Source organism: Bradyrhizobium sp. SHOUNA76 (genome assembly GCF_023006445.1).
In the GTDB taxonomy this organism is placed as follows: Bacteria; Pseudomonadota; Alphaproteobacteria; order Rhizobiales; family Xanthobacteraceae; genus Bradyrhizobium.
This window is the reverse complement of record NZ_JALBHA010000171.1, coordinates 1-11,604: the sequence shown is the minus strand read 5'-3', so window position 1 is coordinate 11,604 and position 11,604 is coordinate 1. Positions and strand designations below refer to the sequence as shown.

General features: G+C 64.5%; 16 protein-coding genes. 10 read left to right on the top strand and 6 right to left on the bottom strand.

Annotation, left to right across the window (positions count from 1 at the left end):
• The 3 genes from MOV74_RS18910 to MOV74_RS18900 all read left to right on the top strand — a co-directional run.
• The coding region (locus tag MOV74_RS18910; RefSeq protein WP_246925491.1) for an SDR family NAD(P)-dependent oxidoreductase at nucleotides 1-550 on the top strand (550 nt) is incomplete at its 5' end.
• 10 nt (nucleotides 551-560) lie between these two features.
• Complete coding sequence (locus MOV74_RS18905) at nucleotides 561-980, top strand: thioesterase family protein (protein ID WP_246925488.1); 420 nt, start codon at nucleotides 561-563, stop codon at nucleotides 978-980.
• A 90-nt stretch (nucleotides 981-1,070) separates the two neighbouring features.
• Nucleotides 1,071-2,222, top strand: a complete 1,152-nt coding sequence (locus MOV74_RS18900) for an ABC transporter substrate-binding protein (RefSeq protein ID WP_246925485.1) — start codon at nucleotides 1,071-1,073, stop codon at nucleotides 2,220-2,222.
• 265 nt (nucleotides 2,223-2,487) lie between these two features.
• Here the strand turns inward: MOV74_RS18900 and MOV74_RS18895 are convergent, their stop codons facing one another.
• Both MOV74_RS18895 and MOV74_RS18890 read right to left on the bottom strand, forming a co-directional pair.
• The gene (locus MOV74_RS18895; RefSeq protein WP_246925482.1) at nucleotides 2,488-3,216 is read right to left on the bottom strand and encodes a glutathione S-transferase family protein; all 729 of its coding nucleotides are present in this window, start codon (nucleotides 3,214-3,216) and stop codon (nucleotides 2,488-2,490) included.
• Nucleotides 3,217-3,252: 36 nt separating this feature from the next.
• Nucleotides 3,253-3,528: a hypothetical protein gene (locus MOV74_RS18890; RefSeq protein ID WP_246925479.1), complete on the bottom strand. Its 276-nt coding sequence runs from the start codon at nucleotides 3,526-3,528 to the stop codon at nucleotides 3,253-3,255.
• A gap of 112 nt (nucleotides 3,529-3,640) precedes the next feature.
• On the opposite strand from MOV74_RS18890, the gene MOV74_RS18885 reads away from it, so the two are divergent.
• Together MOV74_RS18885 and MOV74_RS18880 are read left to right on the top strand one after the other, a co-directional pair.
• A complete protein-coding gene (locus MOV74_RS18885; RefSeq protein WP_246925477.1) occupies nucleotides 3,641-4,339 on the top strand; it encodes a YafY family protein in 699 nt (232 codons plus the stop codon).
• Nucleotides 4,340-4,355: 16 nt separating this feature from the next.
• The gene (locus tag MOV74_RS18880) at nucleotides 4,356-4,679 is read left to right on the top strand and encodes a YkgJ family cysteine cluster protein (protein ID WP_246925496.1); all 324 of its coding nucleotides are present in this window, start codon (nucleotides 4,356-4,358) and stop codon (nucleotides 4,677-4,679) included.
• Here MOV74_RS18880 and MOV74_RS18875 read toward each other — a convergent pair.
• Nucleotides 4,676-5,074 carry a hypothetical protein gene (locus MOV74_RS18875; RefSeq protein WP_246925475.1) on the bottom strand — a complete coding sequence of 133 codons (399 nt, stop codon included), beginning with the start codon at nucleotides 5,072-5,074 and terminating at the stop codon, nucleotides 4,676-4,678. The two genes, MOV74_RS18880 and MOV74_RS18875, sit on opposite strands and share 4 nt — an antisense overlap.
• A 262-nt stretch (nucleotides 5,075-5,336) precedes the next feature.
• Nucleotides 5,337-5,684: a DUF3307 domain-containing protein gene (locus MOV74_RS18870; RefSeq protein WP_063994636.1), complete on the bottom strand. Its 348-nt coding sequence runs from the start codon at nucleotides 5,682-5,684 to the stop codon at nucleotides 5,337-5,339.
• 416 nt (nucleotides 5,685-6,100) lie between these two features.
• On the opposite strand from MOV74_RS18870, the gene MOV74_RS18865 reads away from it, so the two are divergent.
• From MOV74_RS18865 to MOV74_RS18850, 4 genes are all read left to right on the top strand, one after another.
• Complete coding sequence (locus tag MOV74_RS18865; RefSeq protein WP_246925473.1) at nucleotides 6,101-7,546, top strand: TAXI family TRAP transporter solute-binding subunit; 1,446 nt, start codon at nucleotides 6,101-6,103, stop codon at nucleotides 7,544-7,546.
• Between the two features lie 302 nt (nucleotides 7,547-7,848).
• Nucleotides 7,849-8,067, top strand: coding sequence for a hypothetical protein (locus MOV74_RS18860; protein WP_246925471.1), 219 nt, complete (start codon nucleotides 7,849-7,851; stop codon nucleotides 8,065-8,067).
• Nucleotides 8,068-8,250: 183 nt separating this feature from the next.
• Entirely contained in the window at nucleotides 8,251-9,357 is a 1,107-nt protein-coding gene (locus MOV74_RS18855) for a cyclic nucleotide-gated ion channel (protein WP_246925469.1), read from the top strand.
• Nucleotides 9,358-9,369: 12 nt separating this feature from the next.
• Entirely contained in the window at nucleotides 9,370-10,155 is a 786-nt protein-coding gene (locus MOV74_RS18850) for an enoyl-CoA hydratase/isomerase family protein (protein ID WP_246925467.1), read from the top strand.
• Here the strand turns inward: MOV74_RS18850 and MOV74_RS18845 are convergent, their stop codons facing one another.
• Together MOV74_RS18845 and MOV74_RS18840 are read right to left on the bottom strand one after the other, a co-directional pair.
• Nucleotides 10,156-10,590, bottom strand: a complete 435-nt coding sequence (locus MOV74_RS18845; RefSeq protein ID WP_246925465.1) for a DUF6157 family protein — start codon at nucleotides 10,588-10,590, stop codon at nucleotides 10,156-10,158.
• A 17-nt stretch (nucleotides 10,591-10,607) separates the two neighbouring features.
• Nucleotides 10,608-11,252, bottom strand: coding sequence for a glutathione S-transferase family protein (locus MOV74_RS18840; protein ID WP_246925493.1), 645 nt, complete (start codon nucleotides 11,250-11,252; stop codon nucleotides 10,608-10,610).
• Between the two features lie 117 nt (nucleotides 11,253-11,369).
• On the opposite strand from MOV74_RS18840, the gene MOV74_RS18835 reads away from it, so the two are divergent.
• Nucleotides 11,370-11,604, top strand: a 235-nt coding sequence (locus MOV74_RS18835) for a YafY family protein (protein WP_246925462.1), incomplete at its 3' end; no start/stop codon positions are given.

The window sequence follows — 11,604 nt, the reverse complement described above, 5'->3', positions numbered from 1 at the left end:
TGCGAAAGCCCATGGCCCGGCGCGCGTGCTGGTCAATTGCGCCGGCATCGGCGTTGCCAAGCGCGTGGTCGGCCGCGACGGCCCGATGGCGCTCGCCGATTTCGACAAGGTGATCAAGGTCAACCTGATCGGCACCTTCAACATGCTGCGCCTTGCCGCGACCGAGATGTCCAAGCTGGAGCCGCAGGCGACCGGCGAGCGCGGCGTCATCATCAACACCGCTTCCGTTGCCGCCTATGACGGCCAGATCGGCCAGTCCGCCTATTCGGCTTCGAAGGGCGGCATCGTCGGCATGACGCTGCCGATCGCGCGCGAGCTGGCGCAGTTCGGTGTCCGCGTGCTGACCATCGCGCCCGGCCTTTTCCTGACGCCGCTGCTCGCAAACCTGCCGCAGGAAGCCCAGGACTCGCTCGCCGCCGCGATCCCGTTCCCGCGCCGGCTCGGTCAGGCCGACGAGTTCGCCGCGCTTGCGCTGCACATGGTCGAGAATACGTACCTGAACGGCGAGGTGGTGCGCCTCGACGGCTCGCTGCGCATGGCGCCGAAGTAAGGCACCGCGCATGTTCGTGAACCGGCGCGACGTCCAGATCCAGTGGGGTGATTGCGACCCCGCCAACATCGTCTACTACCCGCGCTATTTCGCGATGTTCGACGATTCGACCTCGACCCTGTTCGAGGTCGCCGGCTTCTCCAAGCAGGACCTGGTCCGCAAATACGGCCTGGTGGGAATCCCCATGGTCGACACGCGGGCCAAGTTCTACATCCCCTCGACCTATGGCGACTGGATCACCATCGAAACCAAGATCGAGAGCATCAAGCGCTCGAGCTTCGAGGTGAAGCACAACGTCTACAAGGGCGAGGCGCTGGCGATCGAGGGTTTCGAGACCCGCGTTCTGGTCGGCCGTGATCCTGACAACCCCGACAAGCTGAAATCGGCACCATTCCCTGCGGAAATGGTCGCCAAATTCATGGAGAGCTAGGTCTGGAGCTAAATCGCCGCATCACCAAAAGAGGGGGCTGAATTACCCCCCGATTTCTGCTTTCAAAGAAACACGTAAAGGGAGGAATAGATGAAACGCTTTTACCTGACCGCCGCCATCACCGCGGCGACGCTCGCCCTGCCGGCGCTGCCCGCGCTGGCGCAGACCAGCGAAGTCACCATCGGCATCACCACCACCACGACCGGCCCCGGCGCCGCGCTGGGCATTCCCGAGCGCAACGCGCTGGAATTCGTGCCGAAGGAGATCGGCGGCGTGCCGCTCAAGGTGATCGTGCTCGACGACGGCGGCGATCCCACCACGGCGACCACCAATGCCCGCCGCTTCGTGACTGAATCCAAGGCCGACATCATCATGGGCTCGGCGCTGACGCCGCCGACGATCGCGGTCTCCAACGTCGCCAACGAAGCCGGCATTCCGCATTTCGGCCTGGCGCCGTTCCCGATCACGCCCGAGCGCATGAAGTGGTCGGTGGCGATGCCGCAGCCGATTCCGATCGTCGGCAAGGTGCTGTACGATCACATGAAAGCCAAGGGCGTGAAGACGCTCGGCTATATCGGTTACTCCGACTCCTATGGCGACCTCTGGTTCAATGACCTCAAGGCCCAGGCCGTGCCGATGGGCATGACCATCGTCGACGAGGAGCGCTTCGCCCGCCCCGACACCTCGGTGACTGGCCAGGTGCTCAAGCTCGTCGCCGCCAATCCCGACGCCATCCTGATCGGCGCCTCCGGCACCGCGGCCGCGCTGCCGCAGACCGAGCTGCGCGAACGCGGCTATCAGGGCCTGATCTACCAGACCCATGGCGCCGCCAGCATGGACTTCATCCGCATCGCCGGCAAAGCGGCGGAAGGCGTGCTGATGGCCGCGGGCCCGGTGATGGACCCCGAGGACCAGCCGGATGAAGCCGCGACCAAGAAGCCGGGCCTCGCGCTCAACACGGCCTATGAGGCCAAGTACGGCCCGAACAGCCGCAGCCAGTTCGCCGGTCACTCCTACGATGCGTTCGAGATTCTGAAGCGCATCATCCCGGCGGCGCTGAAGACCGCAAAGCCCGGCACGCCGGAATTCCGCGAAGCGATCCGCCAGGCGCTGCTGACGGAGCGGGAGCTGGCGGCAAGCCAGGGCGTCTACAATTTCACCGAAAAGGACCGCTATGGCCTCGACGAGCGCTCGCGCATCCTGCTCACGGTGAAGAACGGCAAGTACACGCTGGTGAAGTAACAGCAAGCGAAAGTCTCGAGACGACGAGAGCCGGCCCCATGGGCCGGCTCTTTTGTTTGGCAATGAGGCGCGAGCTGGGGCCGCAGTCTTGCTGCGCCCCCTCTCCCGCTTGCGGGAGAGGGTTGGGGAGAGGGTGTCACCGCGTAAAGATTGTCTGAATGTTCGCCGAGAAAGTCCCTCAGCCGAGAGAGCCCTCACCCGGCGCTTCGCGCCGACCTCTCCCGCAAGCGGGAGAGATTGCACCGCGCTCTCGGCGAGACTGAGCCTAAGCCGCCTGCCGCAGCGGGGTCCAGGCGAACTCGGGATAGTAATCGTCCATCATGCGGTCGACGTAAGCCGTGAGGTTCGGAAAGCCCTCGGCACGCTCGCGCAGGATCGATTCGAAGAACGGCGAGAGGACACCGGCGAGCATACCGAAGGCCGTGGCATCGACGCCGCAGGGCTTGTTGCCCATCAGGTACGCCTTGTCGCCGAGCTGCACCGACAGTGCGAACAGCGAGCGCACGGCGAGGTCGACGTCGTCGTCGGGCGCGTGGCGGCCGAGGCCCGAGAGCAGATAGTTCTCGGCGACGCGGAATTGCGCATCCTCGCGCAGCTTCTCGCGGTTGTGCTCCGGTGCGCCGTCGAAGAAGTGCGCGGGACCCTTGGCGAAATTGACCGGGTCGACCCAGCGCGCCCCGACCAGTCCCCAGTAGACATGGTGCTCGATCATCCGTTCGAACGCCCAGGCCTGCGCACGCTCGGCCAGCGACAGGCCGGCGTCGAAATCGAAGCCGTAGCGCCGCTCGATATGGGCGCGGATGAAGGTGGAATCGGCCACCGCCTCACCGCCGTCGTCGATGAACGGCAGCTGCCCCTTGGGCGAGGCCGGCGGCATCGCCCGCTCCTTCCGGTAGGGCAATCCCGCCATCTTGAGCTGCACCTCCGTCTTGGTGACGAAGGGACTGATTTCCGGCAGGCCAAAGCCCGTGCCAAAGCCATAAAGCGTGATCATGCGAGCTCTCCTGAACCTCTCGAAAGTTGACGGAACCTAGCGACCGGCTGCTGCCACCATGGTGGCAGCAGCCGTGATATCTTCTGCGAAGCGGGCGCCCCGCCAGGCACGGCCCATCACATGGCGGACCAGCGCGTCCGCGGCCTGGACCAGCGAGCGTGTCACCACGCTTGCGAACGCCAATCGGAGGTCAACGGCCATGAGATCGAGCGAAACGAGGCGGCTGAGCGCCAATGCTTGCCAAATCTGGGCCTGCCAAAGCTGGGCGCGCCACAACGGAACGGCCGCGCCGAAATGGGTTGGAATGATCATGGATAAATCCTCTTCAGTCGATGTGTTGTCCCGGTATAGAACCCCCCTGCTGCCAACATCCTGTCAGCAGCCGCGCGCCGCCTTCTGAAAAGACCACAACAAGAGACCCCTCATGAGACGCGCCGATCGGCTGTTTCAAATCATCCAGGTGCTGAGGCGCACGCGTAAGCCGCTGACGGCGGACGCCATCGCGGCCGAGCTCGAAACCTCCAAGCGCACGATCTATCGCGACATCGCCACGCTGATCGGACAGCGCGTGCCGATCCGCGGTGAAGCCGGCATGGGCTACATCCTGGAAAAGGGTTTCGACCTGCCGCCCTTGATGCTGACACCCGACGAGATCGAGGCGGCAGTGCTGGGCGCACAATGGGTCGCCGGCCATGCCGATTCGGCACTGGCACGCGCCGCCGAAGATCTGATGGCCAAGATCGCCGACACCGTGCCTGAGCGCCTGCGTCCCTTTGTGCTGGAGCCGGCGAGCCGTGCGCGGCCAAGCTGGAACAGGGAGCCGGACCGTCTGGACATGGTCCGCACCCGCACCCAGATTCACGAAGGCAAGAAGATCATGCTGCGCTATCGCGACGAGCATGGCCGCGCCAGCGAGCGCATGATCTGGCCGATCTCGGTCGGCTATCTCGAAGCCGTGCGGCTGCTCGCAGCCTGGTGTGAGCTGCGCAGCGACTTCCGCAGCTTCCGCACCGACCGCGTCGTGGAGGCGAACTATCTCGACGAGAAATATCCGGAGCGACGCGACGTGCTGCGCGCAAGATGGCGGCAGAGCCTGGTCTGGGGCCCTCCCAAGGATACTTGAAGAACACGTGACGATGATGGAAGAGAACTCCCCCACCGATCCGTCGAGCTGTTGCCAGAGTTGCGGCGCTTGCTGCGGCTATTCGGCCAACTGGCCGCGCTTCTCGATCGAAAGCGACGAGGAGCTTGCCGCGATTCCGGAGACGCTGGTCAACGAACGCCAGTCCGGCATGCGTTGCGAGGGCGATCGCTGCTCGGCCTTGCAGGGGGACATTGGGAAAGCGACCGCGTGTGGCATCTATGCGATGCGGCCGGAGGTGTGCCGCACCTGCATGCCGGGCGATGCCGAATGCGCGATGGCGCGGCGGAAGTTCGGGCTGCCGGTGATAGAGGCCGCTTAGGCCGGAACGGCTTCGCTGATCTCGTCGTCGAATTCGTCCTCGAGCGGTGCGAGCACCGAGAGGGGCTTGGTCGACAGCGTGATCGGCTTGCGGCCGCCCGACAACGACGGCGAGGATTTCGCCGTGCCTTCGCGCGCCAACGCATAGAGCGTCGAACCGACGCGGCCGCCGTTCTCGATCAGGTCGCGTTCGTTGCAGCTCGCTGCGATCGCGACCGCCAGCGAGTGCAAATGGCTGCGGCGGTAGCAGAACAGCGCCAACCTGGCGCGCGCGTCAGGGGAAACACTCTCAACCAGCCTCGGCAGGCCACTTTCGCTGGCGCGATACATCTCGCCAAGGAGTTCGTCGCGGACCGGGCAGAAATCGCTTTCAAAGGTATCGCGGCTTGAAAACATTGCAGTTCTCCCTCAGGCACGGAAGATGCAGTGCAATTCTCTAATGAAAGGTTAACCACGCTGCCCGGTAGTCACCCGGGGTGGTTGCGCCCTGGCCGCGAATCAGCGGGGCTCCCGACCGAGTCCCTTGAAGGGCTGCGTAGCCCGGATGGAGCGCAGCGCAATCCGGGAAGGACGCAGTACGTGGCACGGGCCCCGGATTACGCCGCGCTCCATCCGGGCTACGAACTAGCCGCCGCCTAACGTGCGAGGCCGCCAGCCCTCAGTTCGCCGCCATGAAGATGGAGAGGCCAAAGCCGGTGAGATGGTGGAGGGCCTGGTCGACGCCGATCAAGGTCCAGAACCAGGGATGCGCAAGATCGACCCCGAAATTCGCCGAGACGAACCCCTTGGCGCGGTCGATCGTGATGTGGATCACGAAGTCGATCAGGGCCACAAACCAGAATTTCGGCGCCACGATCAGGATCAGCGGCAACGCAACCGCAAGGTGAACGAGGCAGTGCACCAGAAGCGGCAGGGCCCAACCGTGCTTCTGGTCCTTGCCGTGCGCCATCCAGGCGGTCTGGAGGACGAAATCGGCGATGATGTGCTTGAAAGTGAGCAGCAACATCCAGCCAATGAGCGCTTCGACCGGAATCGCCGATGACATGGGTGGAAACGACAAGCTAACGCCCTCATTGACGTGACAAGAAAAATTGGAGCGTTCAGCGCAACTTCTTCTTGGACCGGTTCTTGGACCGGTCAAATCGCCGGGACGTGCGATTTATGACATCTCCCGCGGCCGAATGCAGCCGGGGGGAACCGGAAAATCGCCAAGTGTGGCTAACTGGTGATAGGATGACCAATCGCCGCGGCGGCGTGGAGTAGGGTTACCGACGGCTCGAAATTTGCTTTCCGCTGCCTTCGCGCTATCATCGACGGCAGAGAATATCGTTCTTTTTTCAGGCGTTTACGAATTGCTGGGCGCCCGCCGCGATCACATCCGCGAGCCGCCCGCCACCGATAGAATAAGGCCAGAGTGCTGCCATGAGTACTGAAGGCCCCAATTCATCACCGACGGAGCCGCCGGCCCGGCGCCCCAAGGTGATCAAGACCAATCAGCAGCAGGTCTTCCTCTATGTCGTGCTGACCCTGCTGTTGTCGCTCGCCACCGTCTGGGTCGGCCGCGCCATGCTGCACAATTCGGAAACGCTGACCTTTGCCGTCGGCGCCCCCAACAGCGACGAGGCGCTGTTCGCGGCCAAGCTCGCCACCGTGCTGAAGACCAACGCCTCGCGCTTCCGGATCAAGATCGTCAACAACGCAGACAACGCCAAGGCGCTCGCACAGTTCGACCGCAAGCAGGCTGACCTTGCCGTCCTGCGCACCGACGCCAAAGTACCGCTGCGGGCGCGCACGCTCGCGATCCTCGAGCACGATCTCGTGCTTCTGCTCGGTCCCGGCAACAAGAAGATCAAGTCGATCGCCGAGTTGAAGAAGAAAAAGGTCGCGGTCCTCGCCGAGAACGAGTCCTCCCTCGCCTTCGTGCGCAGCATCCTCGACATCCCCGACGGTCCGGACGCCGCGAAAATCCAGATGGCGCCGCAGGGCGCAACGCTCGACAAGCTGTTTGCACCGTCAAACGGCTTTGGCGCGGTGATCGTCATCGTCCATGCCTCCAGGGCGGTGCGGGACAAGGCCTATGAGCAGGTCGCCAAGCGCGGCGGCTTCACGCTCAACGCGATCGACGAGGCCAAGGCGCTGGCGCGCAGAGTCCCGGGCATTTCCAGCGAGACGCTGACGGCGGGCACGCTGTCGACCTCGCCGCAAATTCCCGACGACGATCTCGACACGATCGGGCTCGAATGGCTGCTGGTCACGCAATCCAGGATGTCCCCGAGCACGGCAGGTGAGCTCGCACGCATCGTCTACGAGAACAAATCAGCGCTCGGGCTCGACAACAGCTTTGCCACCAGGATAGAGCCCGCCTCGACCGAGAAGGACGCCTTCGTGATGGCGCACCAGGGCGCGGCCGACTACATCAACGACGACACCAAATCGTTCATGGATAAGTACAGCGACCTGATGTATCTGGGCGCCGCCGCGCTCAGCGTCATCGGCTCGATCTTCGCTGCCATCTACGCCAAGATCACCCGCATCGCGCCAGAGAAGGCCAGCGAGCTCTCCACCGCTATCCTCGACATCGGCGAGCGGATCGAGCACGCCCACTCTCTGGATCAGCTCGAATGCCTCCAGGACGAACTGGAGGGCATTTTACGCGGGGCCGTCATCGGCCTGCGCGACGGCACGATCAGCACCGACGGGCTCGACACCTTCAAGCTCGGCTACGAATTCGTCCGCGACGAGATCGGCATGCGCCGCGACTATCTGAAACGTCATGCCGGCGAGACCGAAAAGACGGCGCGCGACGAAAGCCCTGCCCAGCACGACGACAGCAATGTCGTGGTGGTCAAGACCGCCCAGAGCGCCTGAGGGAGCCAGGCCGGTTAGGCCGTCCACCACTCTCCTGTCCCGGACAAGCTGCAATGCCAAAGGCGATGCAGCGCAGAGCCGGGACCCAGGAGCCGCAGCATGCGTTGCTGAATGGGCCCCGGCTCTGCAGCGCATCACTGCGTGCTGCGCTGCGTCCGGGGCACGAGGCCGAGGTCGTGACGACGCCATAGGCGCGAGCCCTGCCAGCAAGGTTGGGGCGCGCAAAAGTCCGATCAATATCCGGCCAGGGAACCGCCGCGATCTGCACCCGTTGGCTATCGGTTACACCCGGAGACCGCAGCATGCGTGCACTCCTCATCATCCTCCTCCTGGGAATGCTGGCGGCGGCCGGCTATTTCGCCTATTCCGCAATGGCGGTCGAAGGTGAGCCGATCCCGACGGAAGGCTATGTGGCCCTGGCGCTCGGGGCGGGGTTTTCCATCCTGGTCGGTGTCGGACTGATGGTGCTGTTGTTCTTCAGCAGCCGCCGCGGTTACGACGAGCCGCCACATTTCAGGTAGACGAGCTCGCCAGCAATAGCCGCGCCGATCCGCGGGTCTCGGTGCAGCAGCGCCGATCACGCGCCGCCCGTCGCCCCGTCGTTGACGGCCTCCGCCCGGGCGGGCACCTTGGCGCCGACGTCCCAGAAGGGACGCCGAAGACTTTGTCCCAACACCGATCTCGAGACCGAGCCGCCTTCCCGCATGTCCAAGCCGCTGATTTCTCCTATGGCCCAGTTCATGGCCGCCACGGCCGGCCGCAACATGACCAAGGCGGCCTATGTCGCGGTGACCGTCGGCGTACTCGGCATGGTGTTGCTGACGGACAAACGGGCCCATGAGGCGCACGGCTGGATCAACGGTCTGCTCTGGGCGTGCCTCGCCTATTTCATCTTCGAATGGCTGGTCCGGCTGCGCCATATGACGCAGCAGGGGCGGCTTTCGCTCTACATGTCCTCTTCTGCCGGGCTGGTTGACGCGATCGGAGCTCTGGCGGTGCCGGTCGCGCTGGTTCTCGGCGTCGAGCCCGGGACGGCTTGGCTGCTCGGCGTGCTCTGGGTGTTGAAGGTCATTCCGGGCATTCCGGGCCTGCGGCAGCTTCGCCGCGTGCTGGTGCTGGAATCGGGGCCGCTGGTGAGCGTGCTCGTGATCTTCCTGATGGTGGTCTTCCTCGCCTCCGTCGCCGAATATTTCCTGGAGCGGGACGTGCAGCCGCAGACCTTCGGCAGCGTGCCCGCCGCGCTGTGGTGGGCGGTGGTGACCCTGACGACGACAGGCTGCGGCGACGTCGTGCCGGTCACGCCGCTGGGGCGCTTGGTGGCCGCCGCGGTGATGATCTCCGGCCTCGGCGTGTTCGGCCTTTGGACCGGTATTCTGGCGACCGGATTTGCCGCCGAGACCCGGCGGGACAATTTCCTCAAGACCTGGGAGGCCGTCAGCAAGGTGCCGTTCTTCGCGGCGCTCGGCCCCGCTGCGATTGCCGACGTCACCCACATGCTGCGGACCATGGAGCTGCCGGCGCGCACCATGATCATCCGCAAGGGGGCGCAGGGCGATTGCATGTATTTCATCGCCGCTGGCGAGGTCGAGGTCGACCTGCCCGGCAAGAAGGTTCAGCTTGGCGAAGGCGCCTTCTTCGGCGAGATGGCGCTGCTCGGCAACAACAAGCGCGGCGCCAACGTTTCGACCACGAAAGTATCGCGGCTTCTGGTGCTCGACCTGGTCGACTTCCGCGTGCTGATGGCACGGCACCCGGATCTCGCCGAGACCATCGACGCCGAGGCGAAACGGCGGGCGCTCGAAAACAGCTAAATGGAGACAAGAATGTCGGACATCACCGACGCAGCCACCGGCCCCCTGCTCGAACGCGACGGCGCGCGCGCCACCATCCGCCTCAACCGGCCCAAGCATCTCAACCGGCTCCAGGCGGAGGACCTTGACGAGCTCGTCAAACTGTTCGACCAGGTCGAAGCGGATCCCGCTATCCGCGTGCTGGTGCTGACCGGCACCGGCCGCGTCTTCTCCGCCGGTTATGATCTCAATTCGATCGCCGAGCGCTCCGTCAGCGCAAACGAGCAGCAGAGCGCGGGCTCCGCCTTCGAGGTGGTCGTCAACCGGCTGGAGGATTTGGGCGTGCCGACGATCTGCCGGCTCAACGGCGGCGTCTACGGCGGCTCGACCGACCTCGCGCTCGCCTGCGATTTCCGCATCGGCGTCGACACTGCCGAGATGTTCATGCCGGCGGCGCGGCTCGGCCTGCATTATTACCCGAGCGGCATCAAACGCTACGTCACCCGGCTTGGCGTCGACAATGCGAAGAAGCTGTTCCTGACCGCGCAAAAGATCAGCGCGCCGGAGATGCTGCGCATCGGCTATCTCACCGCCATGGTGCCGGAAGAGACGCTCGACGAGGAGGTCAACCGGCTCGTCACGATTCTCGCCGGCAACGCGCCGCAGGCCATGCGCGGCATGAAGCGTGCGATCAACGAATTCGCCCGCGGCGAGCTCGATGATCGCGCCGCCGACCAACGCCACCGCGACAGCATGCGCGGCGATGAGATCAAGGAAGGCATCAAGGCGTTCGCGGAGAAGCGAGCGCCAAAATTCTGATCACGCCCGCTTCGACCGCATCGCGCGCACCTGCGTGAGCTTGGGATCTCGGACAAGCGCCTGATAGCGTTTGCTGTCGATGGCGTAGATCGCGATCCGGCCCTCGCTATCGGCATGAACGCCCCATCCGAAGCGCTTGCCCAGGCTCGACGCCCTCATGCACGCTTGCCCCCGAGAGAAGAACGCTTCGCGGGCCGCATGCTTCTCCGCTTTGGTCGCCTTCACATCGAGCTCGCGTCCGGGCGCAGACGTCGCGAAGATAACGTCGTCGGACGAGTATTTGTAGGGTGCCTTGGCGATCATCACGTATTGCAGGCACGCCACCGTCGGCTTTCCCCCGCGCAACGGCGGCTCCTCGCCAGTACGCGCGGGACAGTCCTCGGCAACCCGGATGAAGGTGTTGAAGCAGTTGGTCGTGTGCATCGGCTTCGTCATCTGCCACCTTGTATCATTCAGCCCCCAACGGCCGCAGCATGCTGCGCCGCCATCTCGTCATCCGCCGCATTGATGCGCTGGTACGGGGGCCGCGCGGTCATACGTTCGGCATAGCGCACGAACACGTCCTTTTTCGGCACGAGGCCGAACATCATGGTCCAGCTGAATGCGACGCCCCACAGTACATCGGCAGCCGTCATCCGCTCGCCGAGCAGATACGGCCCCTTCGACAGCTGCGCTTCGAGCGCGCCGAGCATGGTGTCGTAGTCGGCATAGGGCGAATGCGTGATGGGGGCCGGCTCGCGCTGCATGAATTTGTCGATCAGCGCCGGCTCGAAGGATGAGCCGTAATAGGCGATCCAGCGCAGATAAGGGCCCCGCAACGGATCGTTCAGCGCGGGCGTCAGACCTGCCTGCGGAAACAGATCGGCGAGAAAGATGGTGATCGCGACCTGCTCGGTCACCAGGGCGTCGCCATGACGGACCGCCGGGACCTTGCCGAGCGGATTGATAGCGAGATAAGCGGGCTGACGCTGCTCGCCAGCCTTCATGTTGAGGAGGTGGAGATCGTAGGGCGCCCCCAGTTCCTCCAGCAGCACCCGCGTGCCGGTGGCGCGGCTTTGCGGCGAGTAATACAGCGTGATGCGGTTCGGATCGGTCATGGCAGGTCTGGTCATAGCAGGTCTGGTCATGGCAGGTCTCCTGGGGCGTCGTCTGACTAGGCGCATCTTGTAGAGGCCCATACCTGACATCCTGTGTCAGGTATGATTTAAAGAACCATGCGCGCGAGCCGGATGCTGTCGATCCTCACCACCCTCCAGGCCAGGGGGCAGGTCACCGCGCCCGAACTCGCGGAGGCCTGCGAGGTGTCGGTGCGCACGATCTATCGCGACATCGACGCGCTCGCCGCGTCCGGCGTTCCCGTTTACGCCGATCGCGGCGCGGAGGGCGGCTATCGCCTGCTCGACGGCTGCCGCGTGCGGCTGAACGGTCTGTCGCAGATCGAGGCAGGCG

What these genes read in the sequence shown, in the direction of transcription:
- MOV74_RS18885 (WP_246925477.1), top strand. Translation starts at nt 3,641, where the DNA reads ATGAGACGCGCCGATCGGCTGTTTCAAATCATCCAGGTGCTGAGGCGC.
- MOV74_RS18900 (WP_246925485.1), top strand. Translation starts at nt 1,071, where the DNA reads ATGAAACGCTTTTACCTGACCGCCGCCATCACCGCGGCGACGCTCGCC.
- MOV74_RS18905 (WP_246925488.1), top strand. Translation starts at nt 561, where the DNA reads ATGTTCGTGAACCGGCGCGACGTCCAGATCCAGTGGGGTGATTGCGAC.
- MOV74_RS18845 (WP_246925465.1), bottom strand. Translation starts at nt 10,590, where the DNA reads ATGACGAAGCCGATGCACACGACCAACTGCTTCAACACCTTCATCCGG.
- MOV74_RS18860 (WP_246925471.1), top strand. Translation starts at nt 7,849, where the DNA reads ATGCGTGCACTCCTCATCATCCTCCTCCTGGGAATGCTGGCGGCGGCC.
- MOV74_RS18850 (WP_246925467.1), top strand. Translation starts at nt 9,370, where the DNA reads ATGTCGGACATCACCGACGCAGCCACCGGCCCCCTGCTCGAACGCGAC.
- MOV74_RS18840 (WP_246925493.1), bottom strand. Translation starts at nt 11,252, where the DNA reads ATGACCGATCCGAACCGCATCACGCTGTATTACTCGCCGCAAAGCCGC.
- MOV74_RS18880 (WP_246925496.1), top strand. Translation starts at nt 4,356, where the DNA reads ATGGAAGAGAACTCCCCCACCGATCCGTCGAGCTGTTGCCAGAGTTGC.
- MOV74_RS18865 (WP_246925473.1), top strand. Translation starts at nt 6,101, where the DNA reads ATGAGTACTGAAGGCCCCAATTCATCACCGACGGAGCCGCCGGCCCGG.
- MOV74_RS18875 (WP_246925475.1), bottom strand. Translation starts at nt 5,074, where the DNA reads ATGTTTTCAAGCCGCGATACCTTTGAAAGCGATTTCTGCCCGGTCCGC.
- MOV74_RS18855 (WP_246925469.1), top strand. Translation starts at nt 8,251, where the DNA reads ATGTCCAAGCCGCTGATTTCTCCTATGGCCCAGTTCATGGCCGCCACG.
- MOV74_RS18895 (WP_246925482.1), bottom strand. Translation starts at nt 3,216, where the DNA reads ATGATCACGCTTTATGGCTTTGGCACGGGCTTTGGCCTGCCGGAAATC.
- MOV74_RS18890 (WP_246925479.1), bottom strand. Translation starts at nt 3,528, where the DNA reads ATGATCATTCCAACCCATTTCGGCGCGGCCGTTCCGTTGTGGCGCGCC.
- MOV74_RS18870 (WP_063994636.1), bottom strand. Translation starts at nt 5,684, where the DNA reads ATGTTGCTGCTCACTTTCAAGCACATCATCGCCGATTTCGTCCTCCAG.